Origin of the sequence: Jiangella sp. DSM 45060 (assembly GCF_900105175.1) — a bacterium.
In the GTDB taxonomy this organism is placed as follows: Bacteria; Actinomycetota; Actinomycetes; order Jiangellales; family Jiangellaceae; genus Jiangella.
Genome location: NZ_LT629771.1, coordinates 3494859 through 3509743, shown reverse-complemented (window position 1 = coordinate 3509743; position 14885 = coordinate 3494859). Strand labels below are relative to the sequence as shown.

The following is a 14885-nucleotide window of genomic DNA, read 5'->3' as shown; positions in this document are numbered from 1 at the left end:
GACACGTCAATCTACTATCTGGAACGTGCGAGACATCGTGGCGGGCGACGACCGTCCCGGTCAAGAGGGCGACCGGGTGGTCGGCTCCGACCGCGTGCTCGCCGTGCTCAAGGAGCTGGCCTCCCACCCGGGCGGAGTCGGGCTGGACGAGCTGACCCGCGTCGTCGGCAGCCCCAAGCCGACGGTGCACCGCGCGCTGCGGTCGCTGCGCCGGGCCGGGTTCGCCGGTCAGGACGCCCGCGGCCACTACGTGCTGGGTGACGAGTTCCTGCGGCTGGCGTTCGCGCACCACGAGGCCCGGCCCGAGCACGTCCGGCTGCTGCCGGTGCTCGAGACGCTGGCGGCCCGGTTCGGTGAGACCACCCACTACGCGGTGCTCGACGGCCGCGAGGTCGTGTACCGCGCCAAGGTCGACCCGCCGAGCGGCGCCGCCCGGCTGACGTCGGTCGTCGGCGGGCGCAACCCGGCCCACTCGACCGGGGTCGGGAAGCTGCTGCTGGCGTACTCGCTGCCGACGCCGGCCGCGGTGGCCGCGTGGGTGGGCGCCGGGCCGCTGCCGCGGCGGACGCCGCGCACCCGCGTCACCGCCGGTGACCTGGCCGCCGAGCTGGCGGCCGTCCGTCAGCGCGGCTACGCCCTGGACGACGAGGAGAACGAGACCGGCGTCGCCTGCCTGGCGCTGCCGGTGTACGCGCTGGCGCCGGGCGTGCCGTCGGGTGCGCCGTCGGGCGCGCCGTCGGGCGCGATCAGCGTCAGCGCGCTGACCTTCCGCACGCCGCTGGCCGTGCTCGTCGACGCCGTCGACGAGATCCGTGGCGTGCTCGGCCGGCTGGGGGAGCGCCGATGAGAGCCTTCGTGCTGACCGGACCCGGCGCGGGCGGGGTGCAGGACGTGCCGCGCCCCGTCGCGGCGCCCGGCGAGGTCGTCGTCGACGTCGAGCGGGCCGGCGTCTGCGGCACCGACGCCGAGTTCTTCAGCGGCGACATGGCCTACCTGCGCTCCGGGCACACGACGTACCCGCTGCGGCCCGGTCACGAGTGGGCCGGCGTCGTCGCGTCCGTCGGGTCCGGCGTGGACCCCGCGTGGCTGGGGCGGCGGGTCATGGGCGACACCATGATCGGCGACGGGACCTGCCGGCGCTGCCGCCGCGGACGGCAGCACGTGTGCGAGGCGCGGCAGGAGGTCGGCGTGCGCGACGGCCGGCCCGGCGCGCTGGCCGAGCAGCTGGCCGTCCCGGCGTCGTCGCTGCACGCGCTGCCCGGCTCCGTCGACGCCGTTCTGGGCGCGCTGGTCGAGCCGGGCGGCAACGCGCTGCGGGCGGCCCGGGCCACCGGCGCCGGCCCGGGCGACCGGGTGCTGGTGTTCGGGCCCGGCACCATCGGGCTGATGGCGGCGATGTTCGCCCGCGCCGACGGCGCCGAGGTGCATCTGATGGGCCGCACCGAGGCGTCGCTGGAGTTCGCCCGGTCGCTGGGGTTCGAGCACGCGTGGACCGAGGACGAACTGCCGGACCTGCCGTTCGACGCCGTCGTCGACGCCACCAACGCCGCCCATCTGCCCGCGCGCGCCGTCGAGCTGGTCGAGCCCGGCGGGCGGGTCGTCTACATCGGGCTGTCCGCCACGCCGAGCCGGCTCGACACCCGTCAGCTGGTGCTCGCCGACGTCACCGCGGCCGGCATCCTCTCCGCGTCGCCCGGCCTGGCCGCGACGATCGAGGCGTACGCGAGCGGCGCGGTCGACCCGCGCCCGCTGGTCGGCGCCACGGTCGGCCTGTCCGACGTCGCCGCCGTCCTGGCCGGGACGCTCCCCACCGGACCCGCCCCCAAGGTCCACGTCGACCCCCGCCTGGCCTGACTCGCCTCCGCTCGTCGGCCCGCGCGGCCCGGTGCGCCGATGAGCGCTAGCACCACTGCGCCACGTAGCCGTCCGCGCCGGCCGGGAGGACGTCGCGGTCGCGCAGCAGCACCGAGATCTCCTCGCCGCGGTCGGCGCAGGCGGCGGCGAACGCGTCGCGGCCGTTGTCGGCGTACTCGATCTCGATGACGTGCCGCCCGTAAACGTCGGCGTAGGCGGCGCACTCGTCGTGGACCTCGCACTCCTCGGCGATGGCGAAGTCGAGGTGCGCGGTGTCGCGGCCGGCGGCGCCCAGTTCCGGGGCGTTCTTCTGCGCGATGGCCAGGCCGAGCTCGTGCGCCCGCTCGGCCAGCAGCGCGGCGAACGCCAGGTTGTCGGCGTCGTCGAGCAGGCCGTGGGAACGGGTCCACGAATCGAGGTTGTCCGGTTCGACGGCGGCGAAGCCGGCCCGCGCGCACCGCTCGAGGTCCGCGCCGACGACCCCGGCCAGCGCCTCCCGGTTCGCCTCGGTGGACGTGTCGAGCAGCGCCTCGTCCGGCCAGTCCGGGTCGGTGACCAGTTCGCCGTCGTCGTCGCGCAGCAGCAGGTCGTCGTGCTCTCGCCGCCACTGCTCCAGCGTGCCGGGCTGGGTCTGGAACGCGTTGACGTAGCAGATGCCGTAGCGGTCCGGCACCGGCTCGGCGGTGACGTCGCGGATCACCACCTCCACCCCGTCGGACGGCGGATACGGGCCGCCCAGCTGGTAGTCGACGCGGGCGCCCTCGGGCGGCAGCCGCACGCCGTCGACGGCGCCGTCGTCGCCACAGCCGGTCAGCAGCGCGGCCGCCGCCAGCAGCGCCGCGGCAGCGCGCCTGGCGCTCGGCAGCTGCGGCCGCATGACCGCGGTTCCTCGCGTCGCCGGCATGGGGAGATCATCGCGCACACCCCGACCCGTCTCGGCCTCATCGACGAGTTCTGGTTCCGGGTGCATCCGCGCCTCTGGCCACCGAGGCGATCGCGGCGTCGGCCCGCAACGAGGGGACGTGGGTGGTGCTAGGGTGACGCACTAATGAGGTTGATTCTCGTTAGAAAGAGTTGAGCATGCGCACCACACCCGTCGTTCTGGTGACCGGCGTCGCGCCCGAGGCGATGGCGGCGGCGACCATCGCGTTGCAGTGGGATCTGCCCGATGCCGTTGTCGTACATCACCGCATCGACGTCGGCCGGAGCGTGTTGCTGCGGACGGTGAGCGACGTGTCCGGCGTGGTCGAGGACGAGCGGATCGACCTCGAGCACGCGTGCGTCAGCTGTGCCATCCGCGAGGACATCGTGCCGACGCTGGTCCGGCTGGCCGCGGCCGAACGCTGGGGCGCCGTCGTCGCGCAGTTGCCGGCCGGCGCCGAGGCGCAGCAGGTCTGCCGCGTCGCCGCCCGCGATGCGCGGCTGCGGCACGTGCGCATCGCCGGCGTCGTCTGCGCGATCGACGGCGATCGGCTGGCGGACGACCTCCTCGGCGACGAGCTGCTGTGCGAACGCGGCGTGCACACCTCCGCCGACGATCGCCGCGGCGTGGCCGAGGTCGGCGCCGCCCAGGTCGAGTACGCCGACGCCGTCACCATCGCCGGAACGGCCGGCACCGCCGAACTGGAGCTGATCCGGACCCTGGCCCGCCCCGGCGCGCTCGTCTCCGGCTCGGCCGGCTCGGCCGGCTCGGCCGGCTCGGCCGGCGAGGCCGGCGCGGGCGACGAGGCCGGCAGGGCCGGCGACGGCGGGGTGGACGCGGGCCGGCTGCTGGCCGGCCTCCACGACCACGCGGCCGCCGAGGCGTGGGTGGCGCAGGTGCGGCCCGGTCCGCTGCCGGCGTACGCCGGCGGGCACGTCTGGCGGCTGGACCTGCGCTCCGACCGCCCCTTCCATCCGGACCGCTTGTACGCCGGCATCGCCGACCTCGGCGGCGGCCCGCGTCGATCCCGCGGCTGCTTCTGGCTGCCGACCCGATCGGGCGTCGCGTGCGCATGGGACGGCGCCGGCGGCCAGCTGAGCATCGGCGTCGCCGAGCCGTGGGGCCGGCGGCGCCCCTTCACCCGCATCGTCGTCACCGGCATGGACGACGGCCGCGGCGAGCTGGCCGCGGCGTTCCAGCGGTGCCTGCTCGACGACGCCGAACTGCGGCGCCGCGGGGCGTACTGGGAGGCCGCGGGCGACGGGTTCGAGGCCTGGCTGGGCGATATCCACAGCTCGCTCTGAGAACGCCACTTCTCCACAGGAAGGCACCACCATGTCCGCACGCTGCCAGGTCACCGGCGCCACGCCGGGTTTCGGCCACGCGATCTCGCACTCCCACCGCCGCACGAAACGCCGGTTCGACCCCAACCTCCAGCGCAGGCGCTACTGGGTCCCGTCGCTGGGCCGCACGGTCAGGATCACCGTCTCGGCGCGCGGCATCAGGACCATCGACAAGCGCGGCATCGACGCCGTCGTGGCGGAGCTGCTGGCCCGCGGGGAGCGGCTCTAGATGGCCAAGCGCAGCAAGATCGTCAAGGACGCCCGCCGCCGCGAGATCGTCGCCCACCATGCCGAGCGCCGGGCCGCGTTGAAGCGCGTCCTCGCCGACCCCACCAGCAGCGACGACGAGCGCACGGCCGCACGGCGCGCGCTGGCCCGGCAGCCCCGCGATGCCAGCGCCACCCGGCTGCGCAACCGCGACCAGGTCGACGGCCGCCCGCGCGGCGTCCACCGCGCGTTCGGCCTGTCCCGGATCCGGCTGCGGGCCATGGCCCACCAGGGCCTGCTGCCCGGCGTGACGAAGTCCAGCTGGTAGGGCGGCGATGACCGAGACCTATGAACGCCTGGCCGAGTTCCACGACCTGTTCATGGCCGAGCCCTGGGAACGGCTGCGCCCGTACGTCCGCGCCGCGTTCGCCCACCTCGGCAGCGACGCGGTCGTCGCCGAGATCGGCGCCGGGACCGGTGTCGGCACCCGGACGATCGCGGGGGAGACGCGGGCGCGCATCGTGGCGCTCGAGCCGGCCCTGGTGATGCGGGCGGTGCTGACCGCACGGGTGGCCGACGACGCCGCGCTGGCCGAACGGGTCACCGTCGTCGCGGGCGCGGCGCCGGGCGACCTCGGGCTGCTGCCCGAGCGGCTCGACGGGTTCGTCTGCGCGCACGTGCTCGGCCACCTCGGCCGGACCGACCGGCGGGCGCTGTTCGCCTGGGCCGGTGAGCGGCTGGCCGGCGACGGCTTCGGGCTGGTCACGACGCAGCGTGCGGAGACCGGGCCGGCCGAGATGGTCCAGACCCGGCGGCTGGGCGACCACGAGTACCGGGTCCGCCACCTGGCCGCGGCCGGCGGGCGCGAGCCCGCGAGCCTGTACGAGGTCCGCGACGGCGACCGGCTGGTCCGCTCGTACCGGTTCGCCAGCGACTGGCGAGTCGTCACGGCCCAGGACGTCGCCGCCGACCTGCCGGCCGCGCTCGTGCTGGAGCCCGCCGGCGACGGCGCCGCCCTGGTCCGGCGGGCGGCCGCGTGACGGCGGTCCAGGCGCCTCCCGCCGCTGCGACCCGGGGGGCGGGCCCACGGCGGATGGGCCTGCTGCTCCCCGTCGCCGGGCTGACGGTGGTGCTGCTGGGGACGGTGCTGGTGGCGATCGGCATCGGCGCCGCGAGCATCGCGCCGGGAGACAGCGCGCGGTACCTGTGGGCGGCGCTGACGGGCGGCTCGATCGGCGCCGACGAGGCGACGGCGTATCAGATCGTGTGGCAGATCCGGACCCCGCGGGTGCTGCTGGCGGCGGTCGTCGGCGCTGGGCTGGCGGTGGTGGGGGTGGCCGTGCAGGCGATGGTGCGCAACGCGCTGGCCGACCCGTTCGTGCTGGGCGTCTCGTCGGGGGCGTCGGTCGGCGCGGTGAGCGTCATCGTGACCGGCGGGCTGGCCGCGCTCGGCATCTACGCGGTGTCGGCCGGGGCGTTCGCGGGCGCGCTGCTGGCCTCCGTCGTCGTCTATGCGGCGGCGTCCGGACGGGGCGGGATGAGCCCGCTGCGGCTGGTGCTGACGGGCGTCGCGATGTCGTTCGGCTTCCAGGCCCTGATGAGCGTGATCGTCTACTTCGCCCCGGACGGCGAGGCCACCAGCACGGTCCTGTTCTGGACGATGGGCAGTTTCGGCGCGGCCACGTGGGGGTCGCTGCCGGTGGTGGCGGCCGCGGTGGGCGTCGCGGTGGTGGCGCTGCGACGGTCCGGGCGGCGGCTGGACGTGCTCGCGCTCGGCGACGAGACCGCGGCCAGCCTCGGCATCGACGCGGGCCGGGTGCGGCGCGGGCTGTTCCTGCTGTCGTCGGTGGTGACGGGGGCGATGGTCGCGGTGAGCGGCGCCATCGGCTTCGTCGGCCTGATCCTGCCGCACCTCGTGCGCATGGTCGTCGGCGCGGGACACGCCCGGGTGCTGGCGGTCGCGCCGCTGGCCGGGGCGATCTTCATGGTCTGGGTCGACGTCGCGGCGCGGACGGTGGTGGCGCCGCGGGAGCTGCCGCTGGGCGCGATCACCGCGCTGGCCGGCGTCCCGGTGTTCGTGGCGCTGCTGCGCCGCCGCGGCTACCTGTTCGGGGGACGGTGACGTGGACCTGCGACTGGAGGGCCTCACCGTCACCATCGACGGCGCCGAGCTGGTGCGCGACCTCAGCCTGGACGTCGCCGACGGGGCTGTCGTCGGGCTGATCGGCCCGAACGGCAGTGGCAAGTCCACGACCCTGCGCTGCGTGTACCGCGCGCTGCGCCCGTCCGGCGGCGCCGTGCGCATCGGCGGCGACGACCTCGCCACGCTGAGCCGCCGCGACGGCGCCCGCCGTGTCGCCGCGCTGACCCAGCAGGGCGGCAGTGACCTCGACTTCACCGTCGAGGAGGTGGTCGCGCTCGGCCGGGCGCCGCACCAGCGCGGCAACGAGCCGCTCACCGCCCGCGAACGGCAGCTGTGCGACGACGCCATGCGCCGCCTGGACCTGCTGCACCTCGCCGGACGGGGCGTGCTCTCGCTCTCCGGCGGCGAGCGCCAGCGCGTGCTCGTCGCGCGGGCGCTGGTGCAGGAGCCGCGGGTGCTGGTGCTGGACGAGCCCACGAACCACCTGGACGTCAGGCACCAGCTCGGGCTGCTGGCCCTGCTCCGCGGCGCCGGCCTGACCGTGCTCGTCGTCCTGCACGACCTCAACCTCGCCGCGGCCGTGTGCGACCGCATCGGCGTGCTCGACGGTGGCCGGCTGGTCGCCGTGGGCGCACCGGCCGACGTGCTGAGCGAGGCGCTAATCCGGGACGTGTTCGGCGTGGCCGCGACCGTCGTCGCGCACCCGCTGACCGGCGCGCCGCAACTGCTCTACACCGTCACCGCCACGACACCGGAGGGAACACCGACATGACCACCCCGCACCGACGACGACCCCTGCTCGCGCTCGCCGCCGGCGCCCTGACGCTGGCCGCGTGCGGCGCCGAGGTGGAGCCGTCCGCCGGCGACCGGACGGTGACGGTGGACCGCTGCGGCGAGCCGGTCGAGTACACGACGCCGCAGCGCGCCGTCGTCTACGAGGCCGGCAGCGCCGACAAGCTGTTCGCGCTGGGTCTCGCCGATCACGTGCACGGCTACGTGATGCCGCCGGCCAACCCGCCGGTCGAGGAGTCGCCGTGGGCGGACGACTACGCCGCAGTCGAGTTCCTCAGCGACGACCTGCTCAACCGCGAGCTGGTCGTCGACGCCGACGCGGACCTCGTCGTGGCCGGCTGGAACTCCGGCTTCAGCGACCAGCGCGGCATCACCCCGGAGATCCTCGACGGGCTCGGCATCCAGAGCTTCATGCACACGGAGTCGTGCTTCACCTACCCGGGCTTCCCGGAGGACGTCGAGCCGTTCGAGGCGCTCTTCACCGACCTCGAGCGGCTCGGCGCGATCTTCGGCGTCGAGGACCGGGCGGACGAGCTGGTCGCGGAGTACCGCGGCCGGGTCGACGCCGTGCGGGCGAACGCGCCCGAGGGCGAGCCGGTGCCGGTGTTCCTGTACGACTCGGGCACCGACCAGCCGTTCACCGCGGGCAACCAGGTGCCGCCGAACGAGATCATCGAGTTCGCCGGCGGCCGCAACGTGTTCGCCGATCTCGACGCGCGGTGGACGCAGGTCAGCTGGGAGGCCGTCGTCCAGTCGGCCCCCGAGGTGATCATCATCCTCGACTACGGCGACCAGCCGGCCCAGGAGAAGATCGACTTCCTGAAGACCTCGCCGATCACCAGCTCGCTGCCGGCCGTCGTCGCCGACCGGTTCTACGTGCTCGACTACAACGAGGGCATCAGCGGGCCGCGCAACGTCGACGGCCTGGAGGGCTTCGCCGACTACCTGCGCACGCTGCCGCGCTGACGGCCGCGCCGCCCGCGTCAGAGCCCGGCCAGGCCCTTCACCAGGAACGTCGTCCCGAACACCAGCAGGATGGTGATGTTGATGGCGCGGTCGTGCGCGGTGATCCACGCCGTGACGCGGGCGAGCACCCGGGGCGCGCTGGCGGGCGCGAGCCAGCGCCACAGGATCGGGATCAGCAGGCCGGAGACGGCGGCGACGACCAGCAGGACGGCGCCCACGACGTGGCCGGTGTCGGACGCGGCCACCACCGCGAGCCCGGCGACCAGGATCGGCACGTTCGGGTTGAGGACGGCCAGCGTGAGCCCCGCACCGAACGCGAACGGCGGGGTGGCGTCGTGCAGCCGGGCGGCGAGGCCCTTCTTCGCCCGGCGGGCGCGGCGCCGGTCGCGCCGCTTGACGATCAGCGGCACCGCGAGCAGCAGGAGCAGCGCGCCGATGCCGATCTCGATGTCGGCCTTGGCCCGCACCGACAGCAGCGGCTCCGCCGACGCCGTCGCGAACCCGACGACGATCGCGGCGATGACCGAGTAGGCGAGCAGGAACGCGGCCATGAACGCGAGCGCGTTGGCGAACGGCCGGGCGGTGCCCAGCAGCAGGATCGCACCGGCGATCGCGATCGGCGTGGCCATCAGGCCGATCATCGACGGGATCAGCTCGAGGACGAGGCCGCCCATGGTCGCACTCCTAGACCGCCGCCGCCTCGCCGCCGTGAACCCAGCCGGTCGGCCTGTCCCGGTCCGCCTGCGTCGCCATGACGTCATCGTGGCGGCCGGTGACGGTGACGCCCTCACCCCGTCGGGGTGAGGACCGTCCGGCGCGCCGTGGCGCACGGTGGGGCATGGCCGGTTCGCGGGAGCGTGCAGCGCGGGCGGCGACGGCGCTGCACGGCTGGCTCCGCTCGGTCCGGCCGAGCCGCCGGCACCTGCGCGCGGACGCCGTCGCGGCGGTCCCGAGTGCGGTCGGCAGCGTCCCCGACGGCATGGCGTCGGCGGCGCTGATCGGGGTGAACCCGGTGTTCGGCCTGTACGCGAGCATCGTCGGCCCGGTCGCCGGCGGGCTGGCCACCAGCACCCGGATGATGGTGGTCGCGACGACGACGGCGGCGGCGCTCGCGGCGGCGTCGGCCCTGGACGGCGTCGACCCGGCGGATCGGCCGGCGGCGCTGTTCCTGCTGACGATGATCGCCGGGGTGCTGATGATCGCGGCCGGGCTGCTGCGGCTGGGCCGGTACGCCCGGTTCGTGTCGCATTCGGTGATGACGGGGTTCCTCACCGGGGTCGCCGCCAGCATCATCTTCGGCCAGCTGTCCGGGTTCGCCGGCGCCGACGTCAGCGGCTCGACGAACGTCGCGAAGGCGTTCGACCTGATCACCCACCCGAGCCGGATCGACGTCGCGTCGCTCGGGATCGGCCTGGCCACGCTGGGCATCCTGTTCGGGCTGATGAACAGCAGCTGGAGCACGTTCGGCGCGCTCGCGGCGCTGGTCGTCCCGACGCTGGTGGTGGTCGTGTTCGGGCTGGACAGCGTCGAGCAGGTGCGCGACGCCGGGGACATCCCGCGGGAGCTGCCACTGCCGGTGCTGCCCGACCTCGGGATGTTCACGTTCGAGCTGGTCGTGGGCGCCGCGGCGGTCGCCGTCATCGTCCTCGTGCAGGGCGCCGGGGTCAGCGAGGCGGCGCCCAACCCGGACGGCACGCCGTCCGACACCGGCCGCGACTTCGTCGCCCAGGGGGTGGCCAACGTCGCCGCGGGGCTGTTCCGCGGCCAGCCGGTCGGCGGCTCCGTCAGCGGAACGGCGCTCAACGTCGCGATGGGCGCACGCACCCGGTGGGCGGCGATCCTGTCCGGCGCACTGCTGCTGCCGATCGTGCTGCTGTTCGGCGGGCTGGTCGGGCTCGTGCCGACGCCGGTGCTGGCGGCGGTGCTCATCTACGCGGCGATCACGTCGATCCGGCCGGGCGTCGTCGCGGCGATCTGGCGCACCGGCGCGACGTCTCAGATCGCGCTGGTGACGACGTTCGCGGCGACGCTGGTGCTGCCGGTGGCGGCCGCGGTCGGGATCGGCGTCGCGCTGTCGCTGCTGCTGCAGCTGAACCAGGAGGCGATGGACCTCAAGGTCGTCCAGCTGGAGCCGCGGCCGGACGGGCGGTTCCGCGAGCGGCCCGCGCCGCGGCGGCTGGACGCCGGTGTCGTCGTCGCGCTGGACGTGTACGGGAGCCTGCTCTACGCGGGCGCGCGGACGCTGCAGGCGCGGCTGCCCGACCCCGCCGGCGCGCACGGGAGCGCCGTCGTGATCAGGCTGCGCGGACGTACCGCGCTCGGCGCCACCTTCTACCGCGTCGTGGCCGGCTACGCGCGGCGGCTGTCCGACGCCGGCGGGCGGCTGTACCTGTCCGGCCTCGACCCGCACCTGCTCGACCAGGCCCGCCGGGCCGGCGTCGACCTCGACGGCCCGGTCCGCGCCGTCGCCGCCACCGACGTCCTCGGCGAGTCCACCCGGCACGCCCTGGACGACGCCGACGCCTGGCTGCTGCGTCAGGCCGGCGAGCGCTGACCGCGCCGCCGTCGTCAGGCGAGCGCGGCGGCCACCTCGGGCAGCACCTGCTCCAGGCCGTAGCGGATGCTCAGCGCCGACGGGAAGCCGATGGCCAGCGCGATCGGCAGGTCGAGGGCGACGTAGCGGCCGTCGCGCACCGCGGGCACCCGCTGGAACAGCTCGTTCGCCTCCAGCGTCGTCCGCGCCTCGGGCGTGTTGAAGGTCAGCAGCAGCACGTCGGCGTCGAGCAGCTCCAGCTCCTCCGGGCTGATCACCGCCCGGCCGGGGATGCCGGAGCTGGGCAGGCTGGTGACGGTGGGGGAGAGCTCCATGCCGAGCTGGGCGAGGAACTCCGCCGACGCGTCGGCGGTGCTGTTGATGGTGTTGACGGCGCCGTCGGCGGTCACCGGGCCGAGCGTGAAGGTCAGCCCGGCCAGCTGCGGGTGCGCGTCGATCGCGGCGGCGATGGCGTCGTTCGTCCGGGTGAGCTGCGCCTGCGCCTCGTCGGCCCGCCCCAGCGCCTCACCGACCCGCGTCGTCGTGGTGGTCCAGTCGTCCTGGTTGTAGCCCTCGGCCCACGACAGCGTCGGTGCGATCTGGCTGAGCTGCTCGTACTCGTCGGCCAGCCGCTGGCGGTCGGTGGCGAGGATGAGGTGAGCAGCGGCACCACGCCGAGCGCGACGGCCGCGTCGGTGTCGCGGTACTGGCCGACGGACACCACCCGCCGCGGCGACACGGGGACCTCGATGGTCCCGAGCGCGCCGGTGACGGTGCGGGTCTCGCCGGACTCCTCGCGGGACGAGCCGCCACCGCACCCCGGCAGGACGGCGAGCGCCGCGCCCGCGCCCAGGACTGTCAGCGCGGACCGGCGGGAGATCATCAGGGACTTAGGCACGGCTAAGCTTATCGACGGTCTCCCGGGCCGGTCCCGGGGCCTCGAGATCGAGAGTTCAGGCGACGGCAGCCCGGATCTGGTCGCCGAGGGTGAGCGCCGTCACACTTGCGGCGCCTGCTGCGTCATCCTGGTAGAGGCGAGCGCCGGCCGAGCCGCGAGGTAAGAGCGGGAGACCGGGTTTCAGGCGGCCCCTGCCGGGGGCAGGCGTCAAGCAGAGCGCGGCTGGTCCCACCTGCCGCCGGCGCCCGCACGCTCGACACGGCGCCGGACGGCGCGCTCGAGCGCCTCGACGACGCCCGCGGGGGAGCAGACGACGTCGGCGCGCGACCACGGGCCCTCGGGCGACGGCGGGCCGCACAGCACGAGCGGCGTCCCGGCCAGCACGGCGCACAGGAACGGACGGTCGCGGCCGGACGGCGGGCCCGGGCGCTCGCGGACGTGCACGTGCACGTCGGCCAGGTGGTCGGCCAGCGGGCAGGTGCCGCCCATCGCGAGGGTGCAGCGCTCGCCGCCGCGGCAGCCGTAGACGGTGTGCCCGGCGCGGCGCAGCCGGTCGCCGACGTCGGCCGCGTCGCCGCTGGGGGTGGTGGCGGACAACAGGACGCGCATGGGATACCTCCTGACACCTCCGACGCTACGAGAGCGGCGGCGGCCGCCCCAGAGGCGTTGGTGCTCGGCCGGAAGGACCTTGGGCCCAGGGGTATCCCCTTACGGCTCGGGGAGGGCGGCGCGCTGCTGCAGCAGCTGCACCACGACCCGCTCGGACAGCTCCAGCCCGCCCGGCGACGACTCGAGCGGCGGCTGCTGGCGGTCGTCGCCGTGGACCTCGCGGTGCAGGCGCTCCATGTCTTCGTCGAGCTTGGCCGCGGTGGTGGCGGCCTCGTGCAGGCTGAGCAGCAGCGCGTCGGGCACCTGCTTGTCGTACTTGTAGTAGATCTTGTGCTCGAGGCTGGCCCAGAAGTCCATGGCGATGGTGCGGAACTGCACCTCGACGGGCACCGGCGTCGGCCCGTCGGACAGGAACACCGGCACCTCGACGATGGCGTGCAGGCTGCGATAGCCGTTGGGCTTGGGGTTGCGGATGTAGTCCTTCACCGTGACGACGTCGATGTCGTGCTGACTGGTCAGCAGGTCGAACACCCGGTACGCGTCGGAGACGAACGAGCAGGTGACGCGGACGCCGGCGATGTCGGTGATCTGTTCGCGCAGCTGCTCGAACGTCGGCTCGCAGCCCTTGCGCCGCGCCTTCTCCAGCACCCCCTCGGGCGTCTTCAGCCGCGCCGAGACGTGCTCGATGGGGTTGTAGACGTGGACGGTGCGGAACTCCTCCTGGAGGATGCGCACTTTCGTGGTGATCTCGTCCATGCCGAACTTGTAGGAGAGCATGAACCGCGAGAACTCGTCGCGCAGTTGCCGGAACTCGGCGACGACGTTCGCGGGCAGCACGGCGGTGTCGTCGGGGGCCGGGAGGGCTGGTTCGTCCATCGCATTCGATCGTATGCGAGGGGCGAGCCGCTACGGTCTGAGCCGTGGCCTTCGACTACGACGCGGAGATGCGCTACCTCGACCCGCCCTACCGTGCCGCGCTCGGCCTGCGCGGCGCCGACCACGTGCTCGACGTCGGGTGCGGGTCGGGCCGGACGACGTGCGACGCGGCGGCGGTGGCGGTCGACGGGACGGTGCTCGGCGTGGACGTGTCGGCGACGCGCATCGACGCGGCGCGTGGGCGGGCCGCCGCCGAGGGGCTGCGCAACGTCGCGTTCGAGGTGGCCGACGCGCAGACGCACGCGTTCGCCGACGCGGGCTTCGACCTGGTGATGAGCCGGTTCGGGACGATGTTCTTCGCCGACCCGGCGGCGGCGTTCGCCAACCTGGCCCGCGCGACGCGCCCCGGCGGGCGGCTGGCGATGATCGTCTGGCAGGGCCGTGCCGCCAACGCGTGGGCGGGCCCGCTGCTCGACGCCGTCGCGGGGGAGGTGCGGGAGCGGCCCGACGACGGCGCGTTCTCGCTGGCCGCGCCGGAGGCGACGCGGGCGCTGCTGACGGCGGCCGGCTTCGGCGCCGTCGAGCTGACCGAGGTGGCGCGCCCGGTCTGGTACGGCGCCGACGCCGACGCGGCGCTGGCCGCGGTGCTGCAGCTGACCGAGCCGCGGGCGGAGCTGGCCCGGCTGGGCGGCGACGGCGACGAGCAGGCCCGCGCCCTCGAACGGCTGCGCGACCACGTCGCCGCCCACGCGACCCCCGACGGCGTGCTGTTCGACGCCCGCGCGTGGATCGTCCGCGCCCGGCGCTGACCGCCAGGGGGTGCGTGACGGATTGGTGCCGCCCAGGCCGGTGACGAAGGTCTGCAGGTCGCGGCCGAATGGGTATGCGCTCGGCGGGGTGACACTCGTGCCAATAGTTGGCGCTGAGGTCACCGCACCGGAACAGCACTCCCGGCGGGCGGCGGGCAAGCTAGGGCCCGACGACGGTCCAGTCGAGGTACTTGGCGGTGCGGTCGTCGCCGGACGAGCGGCCGGTCAGCCGGCGGCGCACCCACGGCGCCACGTACCGGCGGTAGTACCGGACGTTCTCGGCGAGGCCCGGCGCGGCGCGGACCGCGCCGGCGGGCGCCATCCACTCCGGCGGATACGACGCGCCCAGCGTCGACAGCACGCGGGCCGCGACCCGGTGGTGGCCGGCGGTGTTGAGGTGCAGCCGGTCGTCGGACCAGTAGCCGGCGCGGGCCAGCTCCGCGTCGCTCCAGTTGTCCGCGAACGTGACGTCGTACCGGTCGGTCAGCTCCCGCGCCACGACGGTCAACAGGTCGCCGAGGCGCTGCATGCGCCGGCCCATCGGCAGCCCGCCGCTGGGGTTGCCGCCGCTGAGGATGATCGGCCGCACACCGGTCTCGAGGCAGCGCAGGATGACGTGCTCGGTGAGCGCGCGGAGCCGGTCGAGGTCGGCCCGCGGGCGCATGAGGTCGTTGCCGCCGCCGTTGAAGGTGAGCGCCGTCGGCTCCAGCGCCAGCGCCGGCTCGAGCTGTTCGTCGACGATCTGCCCGGCCAACCGGCCGCGGATGGCGAGGTTGGCGTACTCGACCGGCTCGCCCCGGTCGCGGGCCAGCCCGCTCGCCAGCAGATCGGCCCACCCGCGGGGCGTGCCGTCGGGGAGTTCGTCGCCCACGCCCTCGGTGAAGCTGTCGCCGATGGAGACCAGCCGCATGGCCTCAGTATCGGTCATCGCCC

General features: G+C 74.9%; 17 protein-coding genes. 11 read left to right on the top strand and 6 right to left on the bottom strand.

Translation table 11 applies throughout. The features are described from left to right. The first annotated feature begins 25 nt into the window (after window positions 1-25). Both BLU82_RS15720 and BLU82_RS15715 read left to right on the top strand, forming a co-directional pair. Window positions 26-847: an IclR family transcriptional regulator gene (locus BLU82_RS15720; RefSeq protein ID WP_197682975.1), complete on the top strand. Its 822-nt coding sequence runs from the start codon at window positions 26-28 to the stop codon at window positions 845-847. Continuing rightward, window positions 844-1854 (top strand): zinc-binding dehydrogenase, encoded by a 1011-nt coding sequence (locus BLU82_RS15715; protein ID WP_092622099.1) that lies wholly within the window; start codon window positions 844-846, stop codon window positions 1852-1854. The genes BLU82_RS15720 and BLU82_RS15715 overlap by 4 nt, the downstream gene beginning before the upstream one ends. Before the next feature lie 46 nt (window positions 1855-1900). On the opposite strand, the gene BLU82_RS15710 is transcribed toward BLU82_RS15715, so the two are convergent. Beyond that, window positions 1901-2758 carry an endo alpha-1,4 polygalactosaminidase gene (locus BLU82_RS15710; RefSeq protein WP_231947798.1) on the bottom strand — a complete coding sequence of 286 codons (858 nt, stop codon included), beginning with the start codon at window positions 2756-2758 and terminating at the stop codon, window positions 1901-1903. Window positions 2759-2934: 176 nt separating this feature from the next. Here BLU82_RS15710 and BLU82_RS15705 point away from each other — a divergent pair, with 176 nt between their 5' ends. The 7 genes from BLU82_RS15705 to BLU82_RS15675 are packed head-to-tail and all read left to right on the top strand — an operon-like array spanning window position 2935 to window position 8227. After that, window positions 2935-4080 carry a GTP-binding protein gene (locus BLU82_RS15705; protein ID WP_092622097.1) on the top strand — a complete coding sequence of 382 codons (1146 nt, stop codon included), beginning with the start codon at window positions 2935-2937 and terminating at the stop codon, window positions 4078-4080. 31 nt (window positions 4081-4111) lie between these two features. Continuing rightward, window positions 4112-4348 (top strand): 50S ribosomal protein L28, encoded by a 237-nt coding sequence (rpmB, locus tag BLU82_RS15700; RefSeq protein ID WP_092622095.1) that lies wholly within the window; start codon window positions 4112-4114, stop codon window positions 4346-4348. Beyond that, the gene (gene rpsN, locus BLU82_RS15695) at window positions 4349-4654 is read left to right on the top strand and encodes a 30S ribosomal protein S14 (protein ID WP_092622093.1); all 306 of its coding nucleotides are present in this window, start codon (window positions 4349-4351) and stop codon (window positions 4652-4654) included. A 7-nt stretch (window positions 4655-4661) separates the two neighbouring features. After that, complete coding sequence (locus BLU82_RS15690) at window positions 4662-5366, top strand: bifunctional 2-polyprenyl-6-hydroxyphenol methylase/3-demethylubiquinol 3-O-methyltransferase UbiG (protein ID WP_092622091.1); 705 nt, start codon at window positions 4662-4664, stop codon at window positions 5364-5366. A 53-nt stretch (window positions 5367-5419) separates the two neighbouring features. Beyond that, window positions 5420-6448: an iron ABC transporter permease gene (locus tag BLU82_RS15685; RefSeq protein ID WP_092622089.1), complete on the top strand. Its 1029-nt coding sequence runs from the start codon at window positions 5420-5422 to the stop codon at window positions 6446-6448. 1 nt (window position 6449) lies between these two features. Further along, a complete protein-coding gene (locus BLU82_RS15680) occupies window positions 6450-7241 on the top strand; it encodes an ABC transporter ATP-binding protein (protein WP_092622087.1) in 792 nt (263 codons plus the stop codon). After that, on the top strand, window positions 7238-8227 hold the full coding sequence (locus tag BLU82_RS15675) for an ABC transporter substrate-binding protein (RefSeq protein WP_092622085.1): 990 nt from the start codon (window positions 7238-7240) through the stop codon (window positions 8225-8227). Before BLU82_RS15680 ends, BLU82_RS15675 begins: the two co-directional genes overlap by 4 nt. 17 nt (window positions 8228-8244) lie before the next feature. Here the strand turns inward: BLU82_RS15675 and BLU82_RS15670 are convergent, their stop codons facing one another. Then, complete coding sequence (locus BLU82_RS15670) at window positions 8245-8901, bottom strand: GAP family protein (protein WP_157741026.1); 657 nt, start codon at window positions 8899-8901, stop codon at window positions 8245-8247. Between the two features lie 164 nt (window positions 8902-9065). On the opposite strand from BLU82_RS15670, the gene BLU82_RS15665 reads away from it, so the two are divergent. Then, on the top strand, window positions 9066-10781 hold the full coding sequence (locus tag BLU82_RS15665; protein WP_092622081.1) for a SulP family inorganic anion transporter: 1716 nt from the start codon (window positions 9066-9068) through the stop codon (window positions 10779-10781). A 14-nt stretch (window positions 10782-10795) separates the two neighbouring features. On the opposite strand, the gene BLU82_RS15660 is transcribed toward BLU82_RS15665, so the two are convergent. From BLU82_RS15660 to BLU82_RS15645, 3 genes are all read right to left on the bottom strand, one after another. Continuing rightward, on the bottom strand, window positions 10796-11578 hold the full coding sequence (locus BLU82_RS15660) for an ABC transporter substrate-binding protein (RefSeq protein ID WP_092622079.1): 783 nt from the start codon (window positions 11576-11578) through the stop codon (window positions 10796-10798). A gap of 287 nt (window positions 11579-11865) precedes the next feature. After that, entirely contained in the window at window positions 11866-12267 is a 402-nt protein-coding gene (locus BLU82_RS15650; RefSeq protein ID WP_092622075.1) for a hypothetical protein, read from the bottom strand. Between the two features lie 99 nt (window positions 12268-12366). Beyond that, window positions 12367-13143 (bottom strand): GTP pyrophosphokinase family protein, encoded by a 777-nt coding sequence (locus BLU82_RS15645; RefSeq protein ID WP_092622073.1) that lies wholly within the window; start codon window positions 13141-13143, stop codon window positions 12367-12369. Between the two features lie 44 nt (window positions 13144-13187). Here BLU82_RS15645 and BLU82_RS15640 point away from each other — a divergent pair, with 44 nt between their 5' ends. Continuing rightward, window positions 13188-13952 (top strand): class I SAM-dependent methyltransferase, encoded by a 765-nt coding sequence (locus tag BLU82_RS15640; RefSeq protein WP_231947797.1) that lies wholly within the window; start codon window positions 13188-13190, stop codon window positions 13950-13952. A 160-nt stretch (window positions 13953-14112) separates the two neighbouring features. On the opposite strand, the gene BLU82_RS15635 is transcribed toward BLU82_RS15640, so the two are convergent. Further along, window positions 14113-14880, bottom strand: a complete 768-nt coding sequence (locus tag BLU82_RS15635; RefSeq protein WP_197682974.1) for an SGNH/GDSL hydrolase family protein — start codon at window positions 14878-14880, stop codon at window positions 14113-14115. Window positions 14881-14885: the final 5 nt, after the last annotated feature.